Consider the following 21,064-nt stretch of genomic DNA (forward strand, 5'->3'; position numbering starts at 1 on the left):
CGTATCGCGAGAGGCGCCGGCGAACCGCGTGTCGCCCGTTCGGGCAATCGGGCCGGGGAAAGGCCGCTGACCTGGCAGGATGAGCCGATAATGTCTTCCTGACCTCGGAGGAACCGCCGTCGTGACCCCAGGGCCTTATCCCGGCATGGAGCCGCAGCCGTACTCGCCGCTGCCGCCCGCTTACGGCGCGCAGCTCCCGCCGCAGCAGCCGCCGACCGCGCACTTCGGGGCTACTGCGGTCGCCGCGGCGACCTTGGCCTCGGTGATCGGACTGGTGGGCACGATCGGCTTCGTCGTGGCGGTGCTCCGGACGGTCGGCCATGCCTCCTCGAGCAGGCTGCTTTCCGGCGGCATCGTCGGCGCCGCGGACCTGGCGATCGCGGCACTGAGCGTCGCCGGCGCGATCGGGCTGTTCAAGCGTTCCCCGGCGGGCCGGGTCTGCGTGCTCGTCGGCAGCAGCCTCGCGGTGCTGGACATCGTCGTCTTCATGATCGTCGGCCTCGGTTCCAGCTTCGTCCGGAAGAGCGCGCCGCCGACCCTGCAGATGACCTTCCCGAGCGGGTTCCTGTGGCTGATCGTCCCGGTCGCCGCGCTCGTGCTGGCGGCACACCGGGCGACCGGCGCGTGGCTGCTGCCGAAAACCCCGCCGATGCCGTACCACCCCGGCTGGTGACCGGCCGGGAGGAAATCCTCCGCACGGCTCGGCTGCGCCTGACCACCTGGTTGCCCGAGGACGTGGACGATCTCGCCGCCCTGCACGCCGACCGCCAGGTCATGCAGCACATGACGAGCGGCCCGCAGACCCGCAAGGCGACCCGGGAACGGCTGGAGCGGTTCATCGCCGAACACCGGGCACGCGGCTGGTCGAAGTGGCGGGTCGAAGGCGCTTCGGGCTTTCTCGGCCGGGCCGGGTTCGGCGTCGCCCATCGCAGCGGGCACCGGGAAGTCGGCTACCTGCTGGCCCGAGCGGCGTGGGGCGCTGGTCTGGCCACCGAGCTGACGCGGGCGCTGCGGCAGTGGCACGAGGACCACCCGGAGCCCGCTCTCGCGCCCGAGCTACGGGCGTATGTGCTGCCCGGCAACGCGGCCAGCTGCCGGGTGCTTGAGAAGGCGGGCTTCCGGGCGGTCGGCGAGGAGGACGGCCAGCTCGTGTTCGAGTCAGGCTGATCGGCGCAGCCTGGGCAGCACCGCCAGCCACAGCAGCACGGTCGCGACGCCGTACGCCACCGTCACGGTCAGGCTCATCGACAACGGTGTCGTCCCGCCCAGCGACACCAGCGGCGCGACGATCGGCCCGACCGCGAACGACGACGTCCCGAGCAGCGCCGCCGCGGTCCCGGCCCGCCGGCCGTGGTCGGCGAGGGCGAGCGCGTTGCCGTTCGCCTGCGTGGTCCCGCCCGCGAACATCAGCAGCGCCAACGGGATCAGCAACGCCGCCAGCCCCGCCCCGAACACCACCGCGCCCAGCATCGCCACGGCCGCCGCCGCGGTGAAGGTCGTGCCCAGCACGTACATCCGGACCGGTCCCGCGCGCCGCACCGCCGCGCGGTTCACCTGCGCGCCGAGCACCGACATCACCGCGTTCGCCGCGAAACACGCGCTGAACAGCTGCGGCGACAACGAGAATCCGTCCTGCAGCACGAAACTGATCGACGCCAGATAGGTGAAGAACGCCGCTCCGCCGCAGGTGCTCACCAGCAGGAAACCCAAGAACAGCGGGTCTTTCAGCAGGATCCGGAACTCGCCGCGGCCCTTGCGCGGATGTCGCGCCTCCGGCGGCAGGCTCTCCGGCAGCGCGGTCGCGGCGACGAGCAGCAACGCCGCCCCGATCCCGGCCAGGACGCCGAAGATGCCGCGCCATCCGATGACAGCCGCCAGCTGGCCGCCGATCACCGGAGCGACGATCGGCGCCAGCGCCCCGACGGTGGTCAGCAACGCCAGCAGCCGCACCAGTTCGACGCCCTCGGCGAGATCCCGCGCGACGGCCAGCGACAACACGATTCCGGCCGAACCGCACAGCCCTTGGAGGAACCTCGCCGCGAGCAGCACCTCGATCGACGGCGCGAACGCGCACACCACCGACAGCACGGTGAACAACCCGATCCCGGCCAGCAGCGGACGCCGCCTGCCGAACCGGTCGCTCAGCGGGCCCACGACCAGCTGACCGAAGGCGAGACCGAGCATGCACACCGACATGGTCGCCTGCGCGAGGCTCTGCCCAGCCCGGAGATCGTCGGCGAGCTGAGGGAGTGCCGGCAGGTAAAGGTCCATGGAGATCGGGCCGAAGACCTCCAGCAACCCCAGCACGACGGCCATCCGGAGCGCGCCTGGCCGTTTTTTCGGCAACACCGCGTCGACCAGGCTCGCTTCGGTGTGGAGCGGCTTCATCCGGCACGCAGGATCCGGCGCAGCCACGAAAGCCGGGTCGCGACCGCGGAGCGGGAGACTTCCGCGTCCGGGGAGAAACCGGCGAAGCCGTGGTAGCCGCCCGCCCAGACGTGCAGTTCCGCCTGCCCTCCGGTAGCCCAGATCCGCAGCGCGTACTCGGTCGTCTCGTCGCGGAAGATCTCCGCGGCGCCGACGTCCAGGTACGCGGGCGGGAGACCGGACAGATCGGTCATCCGGGCCGGGACCGCGTACGGGGAAGCTGCGTCGGTGCCGCGCGCCGGGCCGAGCAGTGCGCCCCAGCCGGTGTCGTTGTTGTTGCGGTCCCAGGCGCCGATTCCGTTGTACTGCCGGGTGGACACGGACTCATTGCGGTCGTCGAGCATCGGGCACGCCAGCAGCTGTCCGGCAATGGCCGGGCCGTTGCGGTCCCGCGCCAGCAGGGCGACGCCCGCCGCCAGGCCGCCGCCCGCGCTGGCACCGGTGACGACGATGCGCGACGGGTCGATGCCGAGTTCGTCGGCGTGCTCGACTGTCCACAAGAGACCGGCGTAGCAGTCCTCGACGGCGGCGGGTGCCGGGTTTTCCGGAGCCAGCCGGTATTCCACCGAGATGCCGACCGCGCCGAACCGCAGGACGTCGTCGATCAGGCCGTCGAGACCGAAGAATCGGTTGCCCAGCACCATTCCGCCGCCGTGGATGCTGTACAGGGCGGGTGCGTTGACGACGCCCGGGGCGGGACGGGCGACGGTGAGCACGATGTCCGGCGCGCCCTCGGGGCCGGGAACGGTGTGCTCGGTCAGCTCGACCGGGCGGTCGCCGACGATCTGCTCGGCGGGCGGGATGATCGTCGCGAAATGCGCGCGGTTGGCCAGGATCGTGTCCGCGCGCAGCGGGATCCTCTCGACCAGATCGAGGAACGCGGCGAGACCGGGCTCCAGTTCCGGGTCGTAGGGCACCGGAGGGACGCTCATTTCCCGGCCTTCCCGAAGATCCGGCGCAGCCACGAGTTCCGGGTTTCGAGAGCGGCCTTGCTGATCGGCCAATCCGGGACGTACATGTCGAACCCGTGGAAGGCGCCCGCCCACACGTGCAGTTCGGCCTGTCCGCCGGTCGCCCAGATGCGCAGCGCGTACTCGGTGTCCTCGTCGCGGAACGGTTCCGCGCTGCCGACCTCGATGAACGCCGGGGGCAGCCCGGACAGGTCGGTCGCGCGGGCCGGGGCGGCGTAGGGGGAGACGTCGTCGGTGCCGACCGCGTCGCCCAGCAGCGACTGCCAGCCGGCGAGGTTGGATTCCCTCGTCCACGTGCCCAAGCCGGGGTACTGCTGGCTCGCGACAGTGGTGTTGCGGTCGTCGATCATCGGGCACAGCAGCAGCTGGCCCGCGATGGCGGGGCCCTTCCGGTCGCGCGCGAGCAGCGAGACCGCCGCGGCTAGACCGCCGCCCGCGCTGCCGCCCATCACCACGACGCGCGACGGGTCGATGCCGAGCTCGTCGGCGTGCTCGACTGTCCACACCAGACCGGCGTAGCAGTCCTCGACCGGCGCGGGGTGCGGGTGCTCGGGGGCGAGCCGGTACTCGACGTTCACCGCGACGACGTTCAATTCCAGCACCAGTGCCAGCAACCGCCCGACGTCCATGTTGCGGTGGCCGACCATCATGCCGCCGCCGTGGATGTTGTAGAGGACGGGAAGCGCGCCGTCGCTCTGGTGCGGGGACAGGATGGTGATTTCCAGGTCCGGCGCGCCGTCCGGGCCGGGGATGGTCTGCTCGACGACGGTCACCGGGGCGTCGCCGACGACCTCGGCGGCGGGCGGGAACATCTCGGCCATCGCGCGGCGCAGGCCGGGGATCGTCTCCGGGGTGAACGGCGACGCGTCGGCCGGGACGATCTCGGCGAGCGCGGGCTCGATCTCCGGGTCGAACGGGACAGGGGGATAGGTCAAGGCAGTCTCCTCGGCGAGGGCGGGGTTAGGGGCGGGTAGGTCGGCGGGCTCAGGGACCTTCGGGATCGACGGCGTCGCGGTCGGCCCAGAACGGCTCCACCAGCGCGCGGATCTGCTCGGCTCCGACCTGCTCGACCAGTTCGACCGCGGCCAGGTTGTCCTCCAGTTGCTCCATCCGGGTCGCGCCGAAAAGCGTCGTGACGTTCGCCGGATGCGTCAGCGTGAACGCGACCGCGAGCCGCGCCGCGCTCGTGCCGAGTTCTTCCGCGGCTTGCACGACCTTGGGGGCGTCGCGGGTGATCCGCTTGCGGACGTCGCCGGGGTCGCGGCCGATCTCGCGGGTCAGCTTGGTGCGCCCGGCGAGGATGCCGCCCTCAAGGACGTCCGACGCCTGCATGACGAACCCGTCGGCGAACAGCCGGGCGAACGGCTCGCCGTCCGGAATGGACCGGCGGCCGATGCTGTACTTCAGCTGCGCGATCTGCGGACCCGGAACCTGCAGCGCTTCGGCGATTTCGCGCAGCCGCGCGATGTTCCCGGCCGACCAGTTGTTGACGCCCCACGCCCGGATCAGTCCGGAGCGGGTGAGCCCGGCGAGGTCTTCGACCAGGTCTTCCAGCGCGACGTCGTCGCGGCGCAGGTCGCCGAGGATCACCAGGTCCGCGACGTCGAACCCGCCGCGCAGGAACGCGTTTTCCAGCTGCGGCCGGAATCCCTGGTCGCCGAAGCCTTCGATCCACAGCTTCGCCGAGACCAGGTAGTCGTCGCGCGGGATGCGGGCGGCGCGGATGATCGCGCTCCAGAGCACGTCGGTGAACACCGGCGGGTGGCCGGGCATGCCGTAGACGCCGACGTCGAACAGGTTCACGCCGGCCTCGACCGCGGCGCGGATCATCGCGACGGCGTCGGCGAAATCCATCCGGTCGTAGGTGTGCCACGAACCGAGCGACAGCAGCGAAACGTCCAAACCGGACGTGCCGATCTTGCGGCGGGGCAGGGGCGAGGATGCGGACACGAGACCTCCTTGGCTCGTAACGGAAAAGGGATCAGGGAAGACGGGGGTCGACGACGGCTTTCGTCTCGTCGAGGCGGTGCATGGCCTCGATCCGCTCGCTCGCACCGGAGAGCCCGACCGGGGCGCCGAACAGCCGGTCCCACGGCATCCGGGAGGCGAACGAACCGAAGAACTCGATCGCGTGGTGGTAATCGGCGATGTCGCCGTTGAGGGAGCCGACGACGGTCAGTTCCTTGCCCATCACCGTGCCGAGCGGGACCGGCGTCGGCTCCGGTCCGGTGCTCCCGACGATCACGACCCGCCCGCGCTGCGCCGCCATCGCGACCGCCTCGCGGCCGATCGACGGCGCACCGGCGAAGTCCAGCACGAGGTCGCCGCCGTGGCCGCTGGTCAGCTCGGTGACGCGCTCGACAATCGCGTCCGAACCGCCCGCGACCTCGACCACGTCGTCGGCCCCGAATTCCTTCGCCAGCTCCAGCCGCGACGCGGGCGCTCCGACGGTGATGACGCTGCCCGCCCCGCTCAGGTGTGCGACCGCGGTCGCGAAGAGGCCCAGCGCGCCGGATCCCTGCACCACCACGCGCGATCCGGGCCGGACGCCGCCGACGCGGTCGAACGCGCGCAGCACGGTTTTCGCCGCGCATCCGGCCATCGCGGCCCAGGTGTCGGGCACCTCGGCGGGCAGCAGCAGCTTCGCCGCGCCCGGGACGACGTAGGCGTATTCGCACAGTCCGGCGGTCGCGAACGGCGCGACGTCCGACCGCTGCAGGAAGCCGTAGCCGCGCCGCGAGCACGCGACCGGTTCGCGCAGCACCGTGCAGCCGTAACACTCGCCGCAGGTGGATTCCGACCAGCCGATCCGGGACCCGGCCCCGATCGCGCGGCCGAGCGCGTCGCGCGTGTCCGGTCCGGCCGCCACCACTTCGCCGACCATTTCGTGGCCCAGCACCATCGGCAGCATGCCCGGGAAACTCATCTTCCCGGACCAGATCTCCACGTCCGTGCCGCACAGCGTCGCGCACGAAACGCGGACCAGCGCCGCGCCCGCTTCGAGCCCGGCGGGCAGCGGGAGTTCGGTCAGCTTCAGCGGCGCGCCGTGCTCGGTCAGCACCGCGGCGCGGGTGGAAGTCGGGACGGTCATGGGAAACCTTTCCGGGGACTGGCGGGCCCTGCGGGGCCGGACGATGGGTTAGTCTACGGACGTCGACAAAAATGTCGAGTCCCCGAATCCCTCCAGGAGCGCCTGTGCCGACCTCAGTTGCGGACCTCGTCTTGCGGGCAGCGGCGGTGCACACCATGGCCGGTCCCGCGCCCGCGACCGCGCTGGCGGTGCGGGACGGACGCGTGCTGCGCGCCGGAACCGACGCCGACCTGCGGGAGCTGATCGGCCCCGGCACGAGAGTGCTCGACCTCGGCGACCGCGCGGTGCTGCCGGGCATCAACGACGCGCACCTGCACGGCGCCTGGCTCGGCGCGCTCTGGCCGGACACCCTGTTCGCCGACGACGGCGCGCCCGGACCCGGTCCGGAAAAGCCCCTGCGCACCGCCGCCGAACGCCGCGCGGCCATCCTGCGCGCGGGCGAAATCCTTGCCGCGCTGGGCATTACGAGCTACACCGAACCCGGCCTCGGCCCGGGGGAGGACGACGGGCACATCGGCGCGTTCGGCATGTCCGTCGTCGAGCAGTACCGGGGTCTGGCCGCCGAAGGACTGCTGCGGGCACGGGTGACCGCGCTCTGGCTGTACGGCGAACTCGACGGCCCGAGCACCTTCGACCGCTTCCGCGCCGGACTGGCCACAGTGGACGGACCGGGTGCCGACCCCCGCCGGCTGAACTTCCGCGGGGTCAAGATCTTCGCCGACGGCATCCCGCCGATGCGCTCGGCCTACACCCACCACTGCTACGCCGACGGCAGCCACGCCCACCTGCTCGTCGGCGGCGCGGACGACCCGGAGCGCGAGGAAAACTTCACCCGGATGGTCCGCACCGCGCACGAAGCCGGACTGCAGGTCGGCGTGCACGCGACCGGCGACCGGGCGATCGAGCTGATGCTGGACGCCGTCGAACAGGCCCGGGAGGAACGCGACGTCGACCTCGGCCACTACGTCATCCACGGCGACCTGGTGAACGCGGCGCAGCTGAAGCGGATGGCCCGGCTGGGGGTCGGGCTGTCCGCCCAGGCCGGGATCGCGGTGCGCACCGCCGGAGTGGTCGACGCGGCGCTCGGCGCGGGCAGTTCGGCCGCCGCGTGGCCGCTGCAGGAGGCGCTGGACGCCGGGGTCCCGCTGTGCCTGACGTCCGACGCGCCGGTGCTGCCGCCGGACTGGCGCAAGGAAATCGCCGCCGCGGACCAGTGGATGGGGCCCGCCGAGGACGTGCGGCAGCGGATGGAAACGCTGCTCCGTTGCTACACCGTGCACCCGGCCCAGCAGGACGGTGCGGCTTCGTGGAAGGGCACCCTCGAGCCGGGGATGGCGGCCGATCTGTGCGTGCTGTCCGCGGACCCGTTCACGGTGACCCCCGCCGAGCTGCCCGACGTCGAGGTGGACCTGACCGTCCTAGGCGGACAGATCGTCTTCGACCGCTCAGCCATCGCCTAACGGCCGTGAAGGACTCCTTGAGGGAATCAGATTCCCTCAAGGAGCCCTTCACGGACAGCTGGCTCAGGTGAGCAGCTGGCCGCCGTCCACCGGGAGGCTCGTGCCGGTGATGTGGGCGGCGGCCGGGCTCGCCAGGAACACCACCGCGGCGGCGACGTCCTCGACCGAAGCCATCCGGCCGTCCGGGATCCGCGCCACCCACGCGTCGTGCGCGGGCGATCCCGGCGGCATCGCGGCGGCGAGCATCGGCGTCGCGACCGGGCCGGGCGCGACCGCGTTCACCCGGATCTTGTGCTCCGCCAGTTCGATCGCCGCCCACCGGGTCAGCGCGTCGACCGCGGCTTTGCTGCTTTCGTAACCGCCCATTCCCGGGGTCGGCTGCCGCCCGCCGATCGACGACAGGTTCACCACGACGCCCGGCTCACCGCGCGCCACCATCCGGCGGGCGACCAGCTGCGTCATCAGGAACGTGCCGTGCACGTTGGTCGAGAGAATGCGCAGCAGGTCCGCGCCGGGCAGGTCCAGCAACCGGCCGTGGACGCTGAGCAGGCCGGCGTTGTTGACCAGGACGTCGACCGGGCCGATCTCGTCGAGCGCCGCGGAGATCGCGGTCTCGTCGGTGATGTCGAGCCGGATTCCGCGCCCGCCAAGCGGTTTGGCGGCTTCTTCGGTGCCGTCGAGGTCGGCGAGCACCACGGAATCGCCGGACTGGGCGAAGGCGGCGCCGATCGCGCGGCCGATGCCGCCGGCACCTCCGGTGATCAGCACGGTACGGGCAGCGGGCATCGTCGTTTCCTTTCGCCGGGAGCGAGGTTCGCGGGCTTATAGTATACAAGCGTAGAAAATAAATCCCTTGAACCGCAGGAGGAATCGTGGCGACGGATCGACCTGGACTGGGCCCGGCGTTCCCGCGCGTGCCGGCGTTGTCGCTCGGCTCGTGGAACACCTGGGACCGGATGGAGTTCGGCGACGCGGTGGCGCTGATCGCCCGCGCGGCCGAACTCGGGCTCGCCTTCTTCGACGTCGCGCACTACGACATGGGCCCGCACGCCGAGGGTTCCACGACCGACCGGATCTTCGGCCGCGCGGTGCGCGAGGCCGGTCTCGCCCGCGAAGACTGGCTCTACTGCGGGAAACTCTGGCTCTGGGACTACCCGAACGTCGGCTTCGCGCAGCAGATGAACACCGCCCTCGAACGCGTCGGAGTGGAGTCGGCCGATCTGGTCGTGGTCGGCGACTACTTCGGGGAAGTCGACCTCGAACGGGTCGTCGCGGACGTCGCGGAGCAGATGGAAGCTGGCCGGTTCCGCGCGTGGGGCGTGAACAATTGGCGCATTGACGATCTGCGCAAAGCTGTTGCCATTGCGCGCAAACGTGGTGTGGAGCCCCCGGTCTTCGCGCAGCTGAAGTACGGACTCGCGCGCCGTTCGATGGCCGAGGGCGAGTTTTACGCGCCGCTCTTCGCTTCCGGCGAGCTGACGCTGCAGGCGTCGGACATTTTCGAAGGCGGGCTGCTCGTGGGGAATCTGCAGCCGAATCGCAAGATCGGCGCGGATGTCGGCGGAATCCGGGAGAAGATCACCGCCGCTTGGCCTGCGGTGCAACGGATCGCCGAAGAGCTGGATGCGTCGCCCGCACAGCTGGGAATTGCCTTCTGCCTGGCCAATCCCGTGACCGCGAACGTCCTCGTGGGCGTATCGCGGCTGGCGCAGCTGGAGGACAACGCGGGCGCGCTGGCGTTGCTCGAGCGCGTCGGCGCGGACCGGATTCGCGAGCTGACCAAGGAGTTGTGGCTCGATCGCGCCGTCGCCGCCGACGGAACCTGGTGAAGGGGCTGGTGTTTTTTGTCGACGTGCGTAGACTAAAGCTCCCCGGGGTGCCCGGAGAGGCACCCCCGACGCCGTGAGGAGCCGCCACATGACGAAACCAGCGCCGGACCGCATCGTCGACATCGCCATCGGGTACATGGGCGCGAAACAGTTGTTCGCCGCCTCGCGGATCGGCTTGTTCCGCGCGCTCGCCGACGGTCCGCGCACGGCGCCGGAACTCGCCGCCGCCACCGGCAAGGGCGAGCAGCTGACCCGGATCCTCGCCGACGCGATGAACGCGCGCGGCCTGCTGGAGCGCACCGACGGCCGCTACGAGCTGGCCGCGGACGCGCGGGAGTACCTGGGCGGGGACGGCGCTACGGATCTGGCGCCGTTCCTGACCTTCCTCAACGAAATCAGCTACGGACACTGGCTCCAGTTCGACACCACTGTGGACAGTGGGAAACCGGGCGACCTCCAGATGGACGAGGGCCGCTGGGCGACGTTCATGGCGGGCGTGATGCGCTACAACGCGCTGCACGCGTCGATGCTCGCGCGCGCATTCGATTTCTCGCCCTACCGTTCGATGCTCGATCTGGGCGGATTGTCGCCGGAATTCGCGATCGGCGCGCTGCGGGCGAATCCCGCACTGACTGCTCGTTTCGTTTTCGGACCCGAGTCCACGCAAGGGATCACCGACGCGGTGAATGCGGCCGGCTGCGCGGATCGCACGACCATCGACCCCGCGCCCACGGAATCCGCGGAACCGGGCGGGGAGCACGATCTGGTGATGGTGAACCACGTGGTGCACCGGTTCACCGCGGAGCAGAACCGGAAGATCCTGGCCAACGCGCGCGCGGCCGCCGGGGACGGAGCGACGTTGCTGCTGCTGGACTTCTTCCTCGACGACGGCGAACGGCAGCGCCCGATCGACGCGCTGCACGCGGGGGAGTACTTCGTGATCGACGGGACCGTCGTCTATCCGGAGGCGGAAGTCCGCGAATGGCTGGACGGTGCAGGATGGCGCGTATGCGATGTTCTCGCACTGCCCGGAAGCCCTCGCGTTCTGGTCGCCGACGCCGTCTGAAAACGGCCGCCGGGCCGGGAGATAACAAACGCATCCGGCCCGTTGATTTTTTAGCCGACAATCGTAGACTATCCCGCACCACGGCGAGCCGGGCCGCACTCGCAGGCCCGCCGTTCCCGGCGGGGCGCCGAGCGACCCCGCCGGCGGTCCAGCACCCTGAGAGAGGGACTCAATGACGAGGACAAGGACAGCGGCGTTGTTCGCGGCGGCCGCCGCGGCGCTGCTCGGCATCGCCGGATGCACCGGCTCGGGCGCCGCCGGGGCGGGCGCGGGCACCGACGAGCTGAAGGCGGGCGTGTTCCTCGACGTGACGTCGTGGGACCCGGCCAACGCCGACATCGGCTTCGACGGCCCGTACCTGTCCGCGGTCTACGACCCGCTGGTCGCCTTGGACAAGGACGCCAAGCCGATCCCCGCGCTCGCGAAGTCGTGGGACTGGTCGGCCGACCGGCTGACCCTGACCATGCACCTGCGCGACGACGTCGCGTTCGACGACGGGCAGAAGTTCGACTCCGCCGCGGCGGTCGAGAACCTCAACCACCTCAAGGCGGGCACCCGTTCCGGACAGGCCTACATCGACGTGAAGAGCGTCGAGGCGAAGGACCCCTCGACCGTCGTGCTCCATCTGTCCGAACGCGACGACGCGCTGCTGTACTTCATGGGCCTCGGGCGCAGCTGGATGGCCTCGCCCAAGGCGATCAAGGCCAAGTCGCTCGCCAACGGCCCGGACGGCTCCGGCCCGTACACCTTCGACAAGGCGTCCTCGCAGCCGCAGTCGCAGTACGTCTTCAAGAAGCGCGCGAAGCACTGGGACAGCGCCACCTACCCGTTCCCGACGGTGCGGCTGTTCCCGATCACCGACCAGGCGGCGAGCTTCAACGCGATGCTGTCCGGTCAGCTGAACGTCCAGTTCGCCAACGCGGCGAACCTGCCGAAGGCGCAGCAGAACGGCTGGAATGTCGCGAAGAAGCCGGCTTCGTGGGTCGGCGTGCAGTTCGCCGACCGCACCGGCAGCCAGGTGAAGGCGCTCGGCGACCAGCGCGTGCGGCAGGCGATCTCCTACGCGTTCGACGCGGCGGGGATCCTCAAGGCGGTCGGCAACGACGCCGGAACGGTCACCGACCAGCTGTGGCCGAGCGGCAGCCAGGTCTACGACCCGGCGGGCAACGGCAAGTACAAGACGGACCTCGGCAAAGCCAAGCAACTGCTCGCTGAGGCGGGCTATGGCGGCGGCTTCAGCCTCAAGATGCCGATGTCCACGATCTTCCAGGCGTGGCAACCCGCCGCCGAGCAGACCTTCGGGCAGCTGGGCATCAAGGTCGACTGGCAGAACATGTCGATGCCGGACTACCAGAAGAACGCGCCGACGTACCCGATGTTCCTCGCGGTGATCGCGATGGACGGCAACGACATGGCCACGCTGACCGACCAGGTCACGTCGTCGCAGTGGTACAACCCGAAGCCGTCGGTGGACGCCTTCCCGGAGGTGAAGGCGCTCGTGCAGAAGGCGGAACAGGCCCAGCCGGGCGCGGACCAGACCGCAGCGCTCAAGGAGCTCAACACGAAGCTCGTGGACCTCGCCTGGTGGAACGTCTGGTACCAGGCCGACAACCTCTACTTCAGCGTCAAGGGCATCACCGTCACGCCGATCACCGGCATGATGTTCCCGACGCTGCGGTTCATCCAGCGCGGCTGACGCGCCCGTCGTCCCCGGAGCCGTCCGAAGATTCCACTGTGGACGGCCCCGGGGGAGGAGCCGAACGACATGCTCACATTCATCGTCAAACGCCTGGTGTCCGGGATCCTGCTGCTCGTGCTGGTCACGAGCGGCACGTTCTTCCTGGCGCACACGGCGGTGGGGGACCCGACCGCCGGGCTGCTCGGCAACAGCGCGACCCCCGCGCAGCAGGCGGCGCTGCGCGCCCAGATCGGGTACGACCGGCCGCTGCTCGTCCAGTTCTGGGATTGGCTGTCGCACGCGGCCACCGGCGATTTCGGGACTTCCTGGCGGAATTTCCAGCCGGTCGGCGAACAGATCGCGCTGCGCGTGCCGGTGACGCTGTCGGTCGTCGTCGCCGCGACGCTGCTCGCGGCGATCCTCGGCGTGCTCGTGGGGGTCATCTGCGGCCTGCGTCCCGGCGGAGTGGTCGACCGCGTGCTGAAGCTCGCGTCGGTGGTGCTGTTCGCGCTGCCCGGGTTCTGGGTCAGCCTCGTGCTCGTCACCTGGTTCGCGATCCAGCTCCAGTGGTTCCCCGCGGTCGGCTACGTGTCGCCGGACCAGTCGTTCGTCGGCTGGCTGCGGTCGATCGCGCTGCCGTCGATCTCGCTGTCGCTCGGGGCGATCGTGATGATCGCCGAACAGCTGCGCAACGGCTTCCTCCAGGTCGCCAACCAGGATTTCGTCCGCACGCTGCGGGCGCGCGGCCTGTCGTCGCGGCGGGTCACGACGCATGTGCTGCGCAACGCCTCGCCGTCCGCGCTGACCGTGCTGGCGCTGATGTTCGTCGGGCTGCTCGGCGGCGCGGTGGTCGTGGAGATCGTGTTCAACCTGCCGGGGATCGGCAGCCTGACGCAGTCGGCGTCGCAGATCGGGGACATCCCGGTGCTGCTCGGCCTGACCGCGGTGACCGTCGTGTTCGTCGTGATCGTCAACTTCCTGCTCGACCTCGTGCTCGGGTGGGTCAACCCGAAGGTGCGCGACCGATGACCGCTGCCCCGTTCCCCGCCACGCTCGCCCCGGTGAAGCGGATTTCCCTGCTGCGCCGGTACTTCCGCCGTCCGGTCGGCGTCGTCGCGCTGGTCGTGTTCGCGCTCGTCGTGCTCGCCGCGGTGTTCGCGCCGTGGCTGGCCCCCTACGACCCGAACCACGTCGACTTCGCGCTCACCCACGCCGAACCCGGCAACGGGCACCTGCTCGGCGGCGACTCCGCCGGACGCGACCTCTTCAGCCGGCTGCTCTACGGCGCGCGGACCACGCTGTACGGCGGCGTGATCACCTGCGTCACCGGCGTCGTGCTCGGCGTCCCGACCGGGGTGGTCGCCGGGTCCTTCGGCGGCGCGACCGACCGGATCTGCTCGTGGATCAGCGACGCGCTGCAGTCGGTGCCCGGGATGATCGTGCTGCTGGTCGTCGCGGCGGGCACCGGCCAGGACTTCACCGTGCTGATGATCGCGCTCGGCGTGTTCCTCTCGCCCGGTTACTACCGGATCACCCGCGCCCGCGCTCTCACCGTGCGCCGGGAGCCGTACATCGACGCCGCCCGTGTGGCCGGCGTCGGCACGCTGCGCATCCTGCGCACGCACCTGCTGCGCGCGGTGTACGCGCCGATCATCGTGCAGACCGCGCTCACCGCCGGGCTCGCCATCGGCATGCAGGCCGGTCTGCAGTTCCTCGGCATCGGCTCGGCGTCGACGCCCAGCTGGGGCCAGACGATGAACGACGGCTTCCTGAACATGCTGACGTACCCGCTGATCCTGCTGTGGCCGTCGATCGCGCTGGGCGTGACGATCGCCGCGCTGGCGTTCATGGGCTCGACGCTCGCCGACCTGGTCAGCGTCCGCGGGGAACAGCCGACCCGCCGGGGCCGGGCGCGGGTGCGGGAAGCCCTCGCGGCGCCGGCTCCGGACGCGCTGGGCGAGGTCGCGGCTTCCGGCGCTCACGAACACGCGGCCGCGGATTGCGCGTTGCGGATCGAGAACCTGCGGGTCGGGTACGCGACCGACAAGGGCGTCAAGGAGGTCGTGCGCGGGGTGTCGCTGGACGCGGCGCCCGGCGAGGTGCTGGGGATCGTCGGCGAATCCGGGTCCGGCAAGACGCAGACGGTGTTCTCCGTGCTCGACCTCCTGCCGCCCGGCGGGACCGCGGTCGCCGACGGGATCTGGGTCGGCGGGCGCGAGGTCGGGAACGCGGCCGAACGGGCGAAACTGCTCGGCCGCGAGATCGGGTACGTGCCGCAGGAACCGATGACGAACCTCGACCCGTGCTATCGGATCGGGCACCAGCTCGTCGAGCCGCTGCGTCGCGTGCACGGGCTCGACAAGGCCGCGGCGAAGAAGCGGGCACGCGAGGTGCTGGAGCGGGTCGGCCTCACCGACCCGGATCGCGTCATGGCGAGCTATCCGCACCAGATCTCCGGCGGCATGGCGCAGCGCGTGCTGATCGCCGGCGCGGTGGCCGGGCGGCCGTCGCTGCTGGTGGCGGACGAGCCGACGACCGCGCTGGACGTGACGGTGCAGGCCGAGGTGCTGGAGCTGCTGCGCGAACTGCAGGCCGAGACAGGGATGGCGCTGGTGATCGTCACGCACAACTTCGGCGTCGTCGCGGACATCTGCGACCGCGTCGTGGTGATGAAGGACGGCCGGATCGTGGAAACCGGGCCGGTGGAACGGATCTTCCGCGCGCCGGAGGACCCCTACACCGCCGAGCTGATCAGCGCGTCGCTGGACGACACCGAAGGACGGGACGAGTTGGACGAAGCCTGGGAACGGCGCGGTCTTGCCCACGCGGCCGGAGAGGAGGCCGGGCGATGACCGCTCCGCTGCTCGCGATCGAGGACCTCGTCGTCGACTACCGGCTCAGCCGCCGGGTCCGATTCCGGGCGCTCAAAGGGATTTCGCTGGACGTGCGGCCGGGCGAATGCGTCGGGCTGGTCGGCGAAAGCGGGTCGGGAAAGTCCACTTTGGGCAAAGCCGTGCTGGGCCTCGCCGCGCCGGAGTCCGGCCGGATCACCTTCGACGGCGAGGACATCACCCACGCCCGGGGCGCGACGCGACGCCGGCTGGCCAGCGACATCCAGGTGGTGTTCCAGGACCCGTACGGCTCGCTGGACCCCACCATGACCGTCGGCGAAGTGCTTGCCGAACCGCTAGTGGTGGCCGGGACTTCGCGTGCGGACGCCCGGACGGTGGTCGCGGACATGCTCGACCGCGTGCGCCTGCCCGCCGACGCGGTGCACCGGTATCCGGGCGAGTTCTCCGGCGGCCAGCGGCAGCGCATCGCGATCGCGCGGGCACTGGTCCGCCGGCCGCGGCTGATCGTGTGCGACGAGCCGGTGAGCGCGCTCGACCTGACCACCCAGGCGACGATCCTCGACCTGTTCCTGGAACTGCAGCGCGAGACCGGCGTGTCGTACCTGTTCGTGTCGCACGACCTGGGCGTGGTGCACCGGATCTGTCACCGGGTTTCGGTGCTGTACCAGGGAGAGATCGTGGAATCGGGCCCGACGGCGACGGTGACGCGGGCTCCCGAGCATCCCTACACCCAGCGGCTGCTGCTGGCCGCTCCGGTGGCGGACCCGGCACGGCAGGCGCAGAGACGAGCGGCCCGGCTGGGACTCGGGTGAACGATTTTCGGGCCATGGCTTGTGCGTCCGCATTCCCGGGCTCGCCGCTCCCGCGGACGGTCGAGCAGGGTCACATCCGTCGCGGGAGAATACGGGTTAGAGTCTGTAACCATGCCGAAGGTCATCGATCACGATCAGCGACGACGGGAGATCGTCGAGGTCGCCAAAAAGCTGATCATCGAGGGCGGGTTCGAGGCTGCCACGATGCGCAGCATCGTGACCGCGGCCGGGTTCGCGAACGGTGCCCTCAAGCATTACTTCCCCAGCAAGGACAGCATCATCGCGGCTACGTTCGAGAGCGTGCTGCAGGAGACTTCGCAGCGGATGTCCGAACTGGATCCTTCGCTCGGGCCCATGGAGTCGCTGCGGGGGTTTGTCGAGGCGGCGATTCCGTTCGACGAGCATCAGATCGCGTCGGCTCGGGTTTTGCTGGTGTTGTGGGAGCATTCCGTGGCTAATCCGGAGCTTGCTCGGCAGTATCGGGATTTGCTCAATAGCTGGCGGGGGGAGTTGACGGTTCGGATCGCTGCTGCTCGGGGGAAGGGGGAGGCTTCGGAGGCTCCGGTTATCGGGGTGCTGGCGGATGAGATTATCGCGGTTTCCATCGGGGCTAATGTGACTAGTTTGATGCATCCGGTGGGGGAGGTTGCGGAGCGGTATCGGGGGTATGTGGACGGGTTGATGGCTCGGATTGGGGATTGAGTTCTCCTTTTCTTTGGCTCGTCGCCTGGCGGTGACATTGCGTGCTTTGGTTGCGTGGGGCACCCCGAAGCTTGATTGTGATGACGGTCCGGGGGTGCTTGTCAAGGCTGGAAAGATGCCTTGACAAGCACCCCCGGACCGCATTGTGGCTTCGTATCGGGGTGCGGGGGAGGTGTGGGTGCCTCGATTGTTGGGTGTATTGGCTGCGGTTTTCGAGGGCTGGGTGCCTCGATGCGTTGGGTGCATTGGCTGCGGTTTCGGGCGCGCGGGGTGGGTGCGTGGCTGGGTTGGATTCGGCGGGCGGCGGTTGGGGTGGGGTTAGCGCCCCAATGTGGCATTGGGTGCGTCAGATGCACCCAATGTGGCGTTCGGTGCGTCGCATGCAACCAATGCCGCATTGGGGGCGCATCCTGGCGGGCGGTGCGGGGCGGGCCGTGAAGGGCTCCTTGAGGGAATCTAGGTCCGTGAAGGGGTCCCTCACGTACGGCGGCGGGCGGGTCGTGAGGGGAACCCTGAGGGAATCAGAGTCAATGAGGGTGGCCCTCACGCAAAGCTGGACCAGCTGACGGGTTTTGTCTACGATTGTAGAATGACTTCCGCGTTTCCGGTCACCCGTACGCTTTCCCGTCGTCCTGTCACCGGGCCTCCGGTTGTGTTGATTCATGGGTTCGCATCTTCGGCCGCGTGTGATTGGCCTGCGGAGTACTGGGCCGATCCGCTGGCGGCTGCCGGGCGGGAGACGGTTGTGGTGCATTTGCCGGGGCATCCTGGCGGGCCCAAGGTCGCGGAGGCCGAGGAGGTGACCTCGAGCCGGGTGGTCGACGCGTTGGCGGAATGTGCTGGTGCGGAAGAGGTCGACGTCGTCGGGTATTCGCTCGGGGCGCGGCTTGCGTGGGATCTCGCGGCGCATCCCAAGGTGTCCGTGCGGCGGTTGGTGCTGGGCGGGTTGAGTCCGCAGGAACCGTTCGCAGCGGTTGATCTCGGGGCGGCGCGGCTGGCCGTCCAGGGCGGGCCAGTGCCGGACGATCCGCTTACTGGGGCGATCACGGCGATGGCGGCGGCGGGGGACGCGGAGTCGCTGCTGAATCTCGTCGAGGGGTTGGCGAGCGAACCGTTCGATCCGGGGGCGGGGGTTCCGCAGGTGCCGACGTTGTTCCTCGCCGGGTGGCAGGACTTCATGGCGCACGGGATCGAGCAGCTCGTGGCGCGGGTGCCGGGTGCGCGGCTGCGGCAGGTCGCGGGGGATCACCGCGGTGCGTTGGTGGGGGTCGAGCTGCGGGAGGCGGTGTTCGACTTCCTCGGGGCCGAGGCCGGCTGAGGCGCCGAAATGGCCTGAGCGGCCCAGTCGTGCCAGCCTGGGGCCATGACGACACCGGCGCAGCTCCGCAGAACCGCCCTGTCCTACCCGGAAACGGCCGAGCTGGCCGTTGACGGCACGGTCGCGTTCACGGTGCAGGGCAAGGAATTCGCCGCCCTGCGACCGGATCGGCAGGTCGTGCTCCGGATGACCCCGTCCGATGTGGACGAACTGCGCGCCGCCCACCCGACCGCCCGCCGCGTCGCCAGGGCGGGGGCCCGGTTGCCGATCGCGGACCTCAACGGGCAGCAGCTCAACCACTGGGTCCGCCGCGCGTGGCTGGCCCGGGCGCCGAAGCGCCTGGCGGCCCCGGTGGCTGCGGCCGGGACGGCCGTGGCGGGGCAGGTGGGGGACTTGCCGAAGGCGATCGGCAGCCCGGCCACCCGGGCACTGCACGGTGCGGGGATCACGACGCTGGCACAGACCGCCGAGTGGACCGACGCGGAGTTGCTCGCCCTGCACGGCGTGGGTCCGAAGGCGGTGCGGCTCCTTCGCGAGGAGGCGCAACACTAGAACTGGGCGCTCGCGGATGCGGTCAGCGGCGCAGTCGGACGGCCGCGGCCATAAGCGGTGTCAGAACGGCGGTTGCTGCGGCCCCGAGCGGGGTGTTCGTGGCGAGGATCCCTTTGACCGTCTTCATCGCCAGGGTCAGCACCTCGCTGCCGCGTTGGCGCATCTCGGCTTCGAACCGTTCGACGGCGGTGCTGCAGTCGGTCTCGGACAGGTGCTTCACTAGGCTCGCGGCGTCGCGAATCGCCGCGCCCGCGCCCATTCCCGCGGTGGGCGGGGTGGCGTGGACGGCGTCGCCAAGGGCGGTGATCCGGCCTGCGGGCCAGGGCGCGAGATCGGCGGCCCGGGTGGAGGCGGCGTTGAACCGGAAGGCGGCGACGCTGTCCGGGCCGGCCTTGGCGATGACCTCCAGGCTCCGCTCGGCCCAGCGTCGCTCGCGGAAGGTATCCAGGAGTGCGGTCTGCAGTTCGCGGCCGCGCAGGGTGCGCAGGGAGTCGGCGGGGTCGGGGAGCATCGCGCCCCAGATGTAGGTCGGTCCGGTGGTGACGGACATCCGGAGTTCGGGAGCGTCAAGCGCGGCATTGCCTACTGGGTCGAGGAAACCGACGTAGAGAGCAGCCCCGTGCGGTGCGATGGCGGTGCCGGAACGCGAGCGCAAGCGTTGCTGTTCGGCAGGGCTCAGGTCGGCGCGGCGGGTGCGGCCGGAGAATCCGATGATGCCTGCCGGACTGTTCGTCGGGCCGCCCGCCAAGTGCCGGGCGACCACCGAATGGGCGCCGTCCGCGCCTACCACCAGGTCTGCTGAGACGGGTGCGGCATCGGCGAACAACACTCGGGGACCTTCCTGGCTGACGCCGGACACCGTGCGGCCCAAGTGCAAGTCGTCGCCGACGGCTTCGGCCAGCAGCGCGCGCAAGGTGATCCGGTCGATGTCCACGCCGCCGCTGTCGCTCAGATCCGGACCCTGCCAGAGAAGCCGGCCGCGGCGGTCCCAGAACGCGTCGCGCTCGCGCAGCCGCAGCGCCGAGCCGGACGCGAGCAACCGCTGCATGATCTTCGGTTCCACCAATTCCGTCAGCGCGGATTGCGCCCGGTCGTCCAGCGTGAGGTGGTAACCGCCGGTCGCGGTCACGTCGGTGTGGCGGTCGAACACCGTCACCTCGAATCCCCGGCGGCGCAAGCCCGCGCCCAATGCCAGTCCGCCGATTCCGCCGCCGACTACCGCTACTCGCATGTCTGTCCTTCCGCTCTTCCTGGAACGGAACCGACCTTGCCCGGGGTACTGGACACCGAGTGGCCAGTACATGATGAGGCGATGGCGAACACCTCGCACCGCGCGCTCCGGTTGCTGTCCCTGCTCGGCTCCGGACGGGTGTGGCCGCTGCGCGAACTCGCAGCGCGGCTCGAGGCGAGCGAACGCACCGTCCGCCGTGACATCGAAACCCTGCGCGGACTTGACTACTCGATCGCGACCGTGCACGGTCCCGACGGCGGCTACCGTCTCGGCAGCGGAAACACGTTGCCGCCGTTGCTGTTCGACCACGACCAGGCCCTCGCGGTGGCGGTAGCGCTGCAGACCGCGCCCAGCACGATGTTCGGGCTGGGCGACGACGCTTCCCGCGCCCTTTCGACGCTGCACCAGGTCATGCCGCCTGCGCTCCGGGCCTCGATGGAATCCCTGCGCCTGACCCGGCTGCGCAACTACTGGGAGTTTCCCGGACCGCCGATCGATCCGGAGGCGCTCACCGCCGTCGGAACCGCGGTGCGCCGCCGTCGCGTGCTCACCGCCGAAATCCTGCGCCCGGACGGCAGCCGACCCCATCCCGGCGACGCCGACTTCCAGCCTGCCCACCGGATCGAGCCGCACCACTTGGTCGTCTGGGCCGCGCGGTGGTACCTGGTCGCGTACGACCGCACCGACAGCCAATGGCGAGTGCACCGGGTCGACCGGCTGCGTCCCCGGCCGACCACGGCGCGGTTCGCCGCCCGCGAGTTCCCGGTCGACGATCTGGCCCAGTTCGTGATGGGCACGCACGACCGCGGCGACAGCCCGGAGGAGTGGCCGTGCACCGGCTCCGCCCGGCTCAACCTCCCGGCGGAGGTGGTGGCCCGCTGGGCGCCGGGCGGGTCGGTCGTCGAACACCTCGACGGCCAGCATTCGCGGCTCACGCTCGGCGCTTGGTCGTGGGCCGGGATCGCCGGGATTCTGGCCACTTTCGATGCCGAAATGACGGACGTCCGGCCGGTGGAACTCGGGGAAGCTTGCCGTCGGCTTGCCCAACGGTGGGTCAAAATCGAGGCCGAGTAAG

At 70.4% G+C, this 21,064-nt stretch carries 20 protein-coding genes; 13 read left to right on the plus strand and 7 right to left on the minus strand.

Annotated elements, in window-relative coordinates:
• Window positions 1-121: 121 nt before the first annotated feature.
• The gene (locus EIZ44_RS27305) at window positions 122-673 is read left to right on the plus strand and encodes a hypothetical protein (RefSeq protein ID WP_134732021.1); all 552 of its coding nucleotides are present in this window, start codon (window positions 122-124) and stop codon (window positions 671-673) included.
• Complete coding sequence (locus tag EIZ44_RS27310) at window positions 670-1,167, plus strand: GNAT family N-acetyltransferase (protein WP_205673324.1); 498 nt, start codon at window positions 670-672, stop codon at window positions 1,165-1,167. The genes EIZ44_RS27305 and EIZ44_RS27310 overlap by 4 nt, the downstream gene beginning before the upstream one ends.
• On the opposite strand, the gene EIZ44_RS27315 is transcribed toward EIZ44_RS27310, so the two are convergent.
• Genes EIZ44_RS27315 through EIZ44_RS27335 form a run of 5 tightly spaced genes read right to left on the minus strand, consistent with a single transcriptional unit; the run spans window position 1,159 to window position 6,489 of the window.
• Complete coding sequence (locus tag EIZ44_RS27315; protein WP_134732025.1) at window positions 1,159-2,388, minus strand: multidrug effflux MFS transporter; 1,230 nt, start codon at window positions 2,386-2,388, stop codon at window positions 1,159-1,161. The two genes, EIZ44_RS27310 and EIZ44_RS27315, sit on opposite strands and share 9 nt — an antisense overlap.
• The gene (locus EIZ44_RS27320; protein WP_134732027.1) at window positions 2,385-3,359 is read right to left on the minus strand and encodes an alpha/beta hydrolase fold domain-containing protein; all 975 of its coding nucleotides are present in this window, start codon (window positions 3,357-3,359) and stop codon (window positions 2,385-2,387) included. Before EIZ44_RS27320 ends, EIZ44_RS27315 begins: the two co-directional genes overlap by 4 nt.
• Window positions 3,356-4,333 (minus strand): alpha/beta hydrolase, encoded by a 978-nt coding sequence (locus tag EIZ44_RS27325; protein ID WP_134732029.1) that lies wholly within the window; start codon window positions 4,331-4,333, stop codon window positions 3,356-3,358. The genes EIZ44_RS27320 and EIZ44_RS27325 overlap by 4 nt, the downstream gene beginning before the upstream one ends.
• Before the next feature lie 49 nt (window positions 4,334-4,382).
• A complete protein-coding gene (locus tag EIZ44_RS27330) occupies window positions 4,383-5,348 on the minus strand; it encodes an aldo/keto reductase (protein WP_043836999.1) in 966 nt (321 codons plus the stop codon).
• A gap of 31 nt (window positions 5,349-5,379) precedes the next feature.
• The gene (locus tag EIZ44_RS27335) at window positions 5,380-6,489 is read right to left on the minus strand and encodes a zinc-binding dehydrogenase (RefSeq protein WP_134732031.1); all 1,110 of its coding nucleotides are present in this window, start codon (window positions 6,487-6,489) and stop codon (window positions 5,380-5,382) included.
• Between the two features lie 104 nt (window positions 6,490-6,593).
• Between EIZ44_RS27335 and EIZ44_RS27340 the strand changes: the two genes are divergently transcribed.
• Entirely contained in the window at window positions 6,594-7,949 is a 1,356-nt protein-coding gene (locus tag EIZ44_RS27340) for an amidohydrolase (protein ID WP_205673325.1), read from the plus strand.
• A 63-nt stretch (window positions 7,950-8,012) separates the two neighbouring features.
• Here the strand turns inward: EIZ44_RS27340 and EIZ44_RS27345 are convergent, their stop codons facing one another.
• Complete coding sequence (locus tag EIZ44_RS27345; RefSeq protein ID WP_134732035.1) at window positions 8,013-8,735, minus strand: SDR family NAD(P)-dependent oxidoreductase; 723 nt, start codon at window positions 8,733-8,735, stop codon at window positions 8,013-8,015.
• 86 nt (window positions 8,736-8,821) lie between these two features.
• Here EIZ44_RS27345 and EIZ44_RS27350 point away from each other — a divergent pair, with 86 nt between their 5' ends.
• The 9 genes from EIZ44_RS27350 (at window position 8,822) to EIZ44_RS27390 (ending at window position 18,758) form a co-directional block, all read left to right on the plus strand.
• On the plus strand, window positions 8,822-9,778 hold the full coding sequence (locus tag EIZ44_RS27350) for an aldo/keto reductase (RefSeq protein WP_134732037.1): 957 nt from the start codon (window positions 8,822-8,824) through the stop codon (window positions 9,776-9,778).
• Between the two features lie 88 nt (window positions 9,779-9,866).
• Window positions 9,867-10,844, plus strand: coding sequence for a methyltransferase family protein (locus tag EIZ44_RS27355; protein WP_134732039.1), 978 nt, complete (start codon window positions 9,867-9,869; stop codon window positions 10,842-10,844).
• A 172-nt stretch (window positions 10,845-11,016) separates the two neighbouring features.
• A complete protein-coding gene (locus tag EIZ44_RS27360; protein ID WP_134732041.1) occupies window positions 11,017-12,540 on the plus strand; it encodes an ABC transporter substrate-binding protein in 1,524 nt (507 codons plus the stop codon).
• A gap of 69 nt (window positions 12,541-12,609) precedes the next feature.
• Window positions 12,610-13,551 carry an ABC transporter permease gene (locus EIZ44_RS27365; protein ID WP_134732043.1) on the plus strand — a complete coding sequence of 314 codons (942 nt, stop codon included), beginning with the start codon at window positions 12,610-12,612 and terminating at the stop codon, window positions 13,549-13,551.
• On the plus strand, window positions 13,548-15,374 hold the full coding sequence (locus EIZ44_RS27370) for a dipeptide/oligopeptide/nickel ABC transporter permease/ATP-binding protein (protein WP_134732045.1): 1,827 nt from the start codon (window positions 13,548-13,550) through the stop codon (window positions 15,372-15,374). Before EIZ44_RS27365 ends, EIZ44_RS27370 begins: the two co-directional genes overlap by 4 nt.
• On the plus strand, window positions 15,371-16,186 hold the full coding sequence (locus EIZ44_RS27375) for an ABC transporter ATP-binding protein (protein WP_134662929.1): 816 nt from the start codon (window positions 15,371-15,373) through the stop codon (window positions 16,184-16,186). Before EIZ44_RS27370 ends, EIZ44_RS27375 begins: the two co-directional genes overlap by 4 nt.
• 111 nt (window positions 16,187-16,297) lie before the next feature.
• Window positions 16,298-16,888, plus strand: a complete 591-nt coding sequence (locus EIZ44_RS27380) for a TetR/AcrR family transcriptional regulator (protein WP_134732047.1) — start codon at window positions 16,298-16,300, stop codon at window positions 16,886-16,888.
• A 589-nt stretch (window positions 16,889-17,477) separates the two neighbouring features.
• Complete coding sequence (locus EIZ44_RS27385) at window positions 17,478-18,206, plus strand: alpha/beta fold hydrolase (protein WP_134732049.1); 729 nt, start codon at window positions 17,478-17,480, stop codon at window positions 18,204-18,206.
• A 45-nt stretch (window positions 18,207-18,251) separates the two neighbouring features.
• Complete coding sequence (locus EIZ44_RS27390) at window positions 18,252-18,758, plus strand: helix-hairpin-helix domain-containing protein (protein WP_134732051.1); 507 nt, start codon at window positions 18,252-18,254, stop codon at window positions 18,756-18,758.
• A gap of 22 nt (window positions 18,759-18,780) precedes the next feature.
• Here EIZ44_RS27390 and EIZ44_RS27395 read toward each other — a convergent pair whose 3' ends face one another.
• Window positions 18,781-19,989: an FAD-dependent oxidoreductase gene (locus EIZ44_RS27395; protein WP_134732053.1), complete on the minus strand. Its 1,209-nt coding sequence runs from the start codon at window positions 19,987-19,989 to the stop codon at window positions 18,781-18,783.
• 81 nt (window positions 19,990-20,070) lie between these two features.
• On the opposite strand from EIZ44_RS27395, the gene EIZ44_RS27400 reads away from it, so the two are divergent.
• Window positions 20,071-21,063: a helix-turn-helix transcriptional regulator gene (locus EIZ44_RS27400; RefSeq protein WP_134732055.1), complete on the plus strand. Its 993-nt coding sequence runs from the start codon at window positions 20,071-20,073 to the stop codon at window positions 21,061-21,063.
• The last annotated feature ends 1 nt before the right edge of the window (window position 21,064 follow it).

The organism is Amycolatopsis nivea (assembly GCF_004522235.1).
Taxonomy (GTDB): domain Bacteria; phylum Actinomycetota; class Actinomycetes; order Mycobacteriales; family Pseudonocardiaceae; genus Amycolatopsis; species Amycolatopsis nivea.

What these genes read in the sequence shown, in the direction of transcription:
- EIZ44_RS27315 (WP_134732025.1), bottom strand. Translation starts at nt 2,388, where the DNA reads ATGAAGCCGCTCCACACCGAAGCGAGCCTGGTCGACGCGGTGTTGCCG.
- EIZ44_RS27320 (WP_134732027.1), bottom strand. Translation starts at nt 3,359, where the DNA reads ATGAGCGTCCCTCCGGTGCCCTACGACCCGGAACTGGAGCCCGGTCTC.
- EIZ44_RS27335 (WP_134732031.1), bottom strand. Translation starts at nt 6,489, where the DNA reads ATGACCGTCCCGACTTCCACCCGCGCCGCGGTGCTGACCGAGCACGGC.
- EIZ44_RS27345 (WP_134732035.1), bottom strand. Translation starts at nt 8,735, where the DNA reads ATGCCCGCTGCCCGTACCGTGCTGATCACCGGAGGTGCCGGCGGCATC.
- EIZ44_RS27355 (WP_134732039.1), top strand. Translation starts at nt 9,867, where the DNA reads ATGACGAAACCAGCGCCGGACCGCATCGTCGACATCGCCATCGGGTAC.
- EIZ44_RS27360 (WP_134732041.1), top strand. Translation starts at nt 11,017, where the DNA reads ATGACGAGGACAAGGACAGCGGCGTTGTTCGCGGCGGCCGCCGCGGCG.
- EIZ44_RS27365 (WP_134732043.1), top strand. Translation starts at nt 12,610, where the DNA reads ATGCTCACATTCATCGTCAAACGCCTGGTGTCCGGGATCCTGCTGCTC.
- EIZ44_RS27370 (WP_134732045.1), top strand. Translation starts at nt 13,548, where the DNA reads ATGACCGCTGCCCCGTTCCCCGCCACGCTCGCCCCGGTGAAGCGGATT.
- EIZ44_RS27375 (WP_134662929.1), top strand. Translation starts at nt 15,371, where the DNA reads ATGACCGCTCCGCTGCTCGCGATCGAGGACCTCGTCGTCGACTACCGG.
- EIZ44_RS27380 (WP_134732047.1), top strand. Translation starts at nt 16,298, where the DNA reads ATGCCGAAGGTCATCGATCACGATCAGCGACGACGGGAGATCGTCGAG.
- EIZ44_RS27385 (WP_134732049.1), top strand. Translation starts at nt 17,478, where the DNA reads ATGACTTCCGCGTTTCCGGTCACCCGTACGCTTTCCCGTCGTCCTGTC.
- EIZ44_RS27390 (WP_134732051.1), top strand. Translation starts at nt 18,252, where the DNA reads ATGACGACACCGGCGCAGCTCCGCAGAACCGCCCTGTCCTACCCGGAA.
- EIZ44_RS27395 (WP_134732053.1), bottom strand. Translation starts at nt 19,989, where the DNA reads ATGCGAGTAGCGGTAGTCGGCGGCGGAATCGGCGGACTGGCATTGGGC.
- EIZ44_RS27400 (WP_134732055.1), top strand. Translation starts at nt 20,071, where the DNA reads ATGGCGAACACCTCGCACCGCGCGCTCCGGTTGCTGTCCCTGCTCGGC.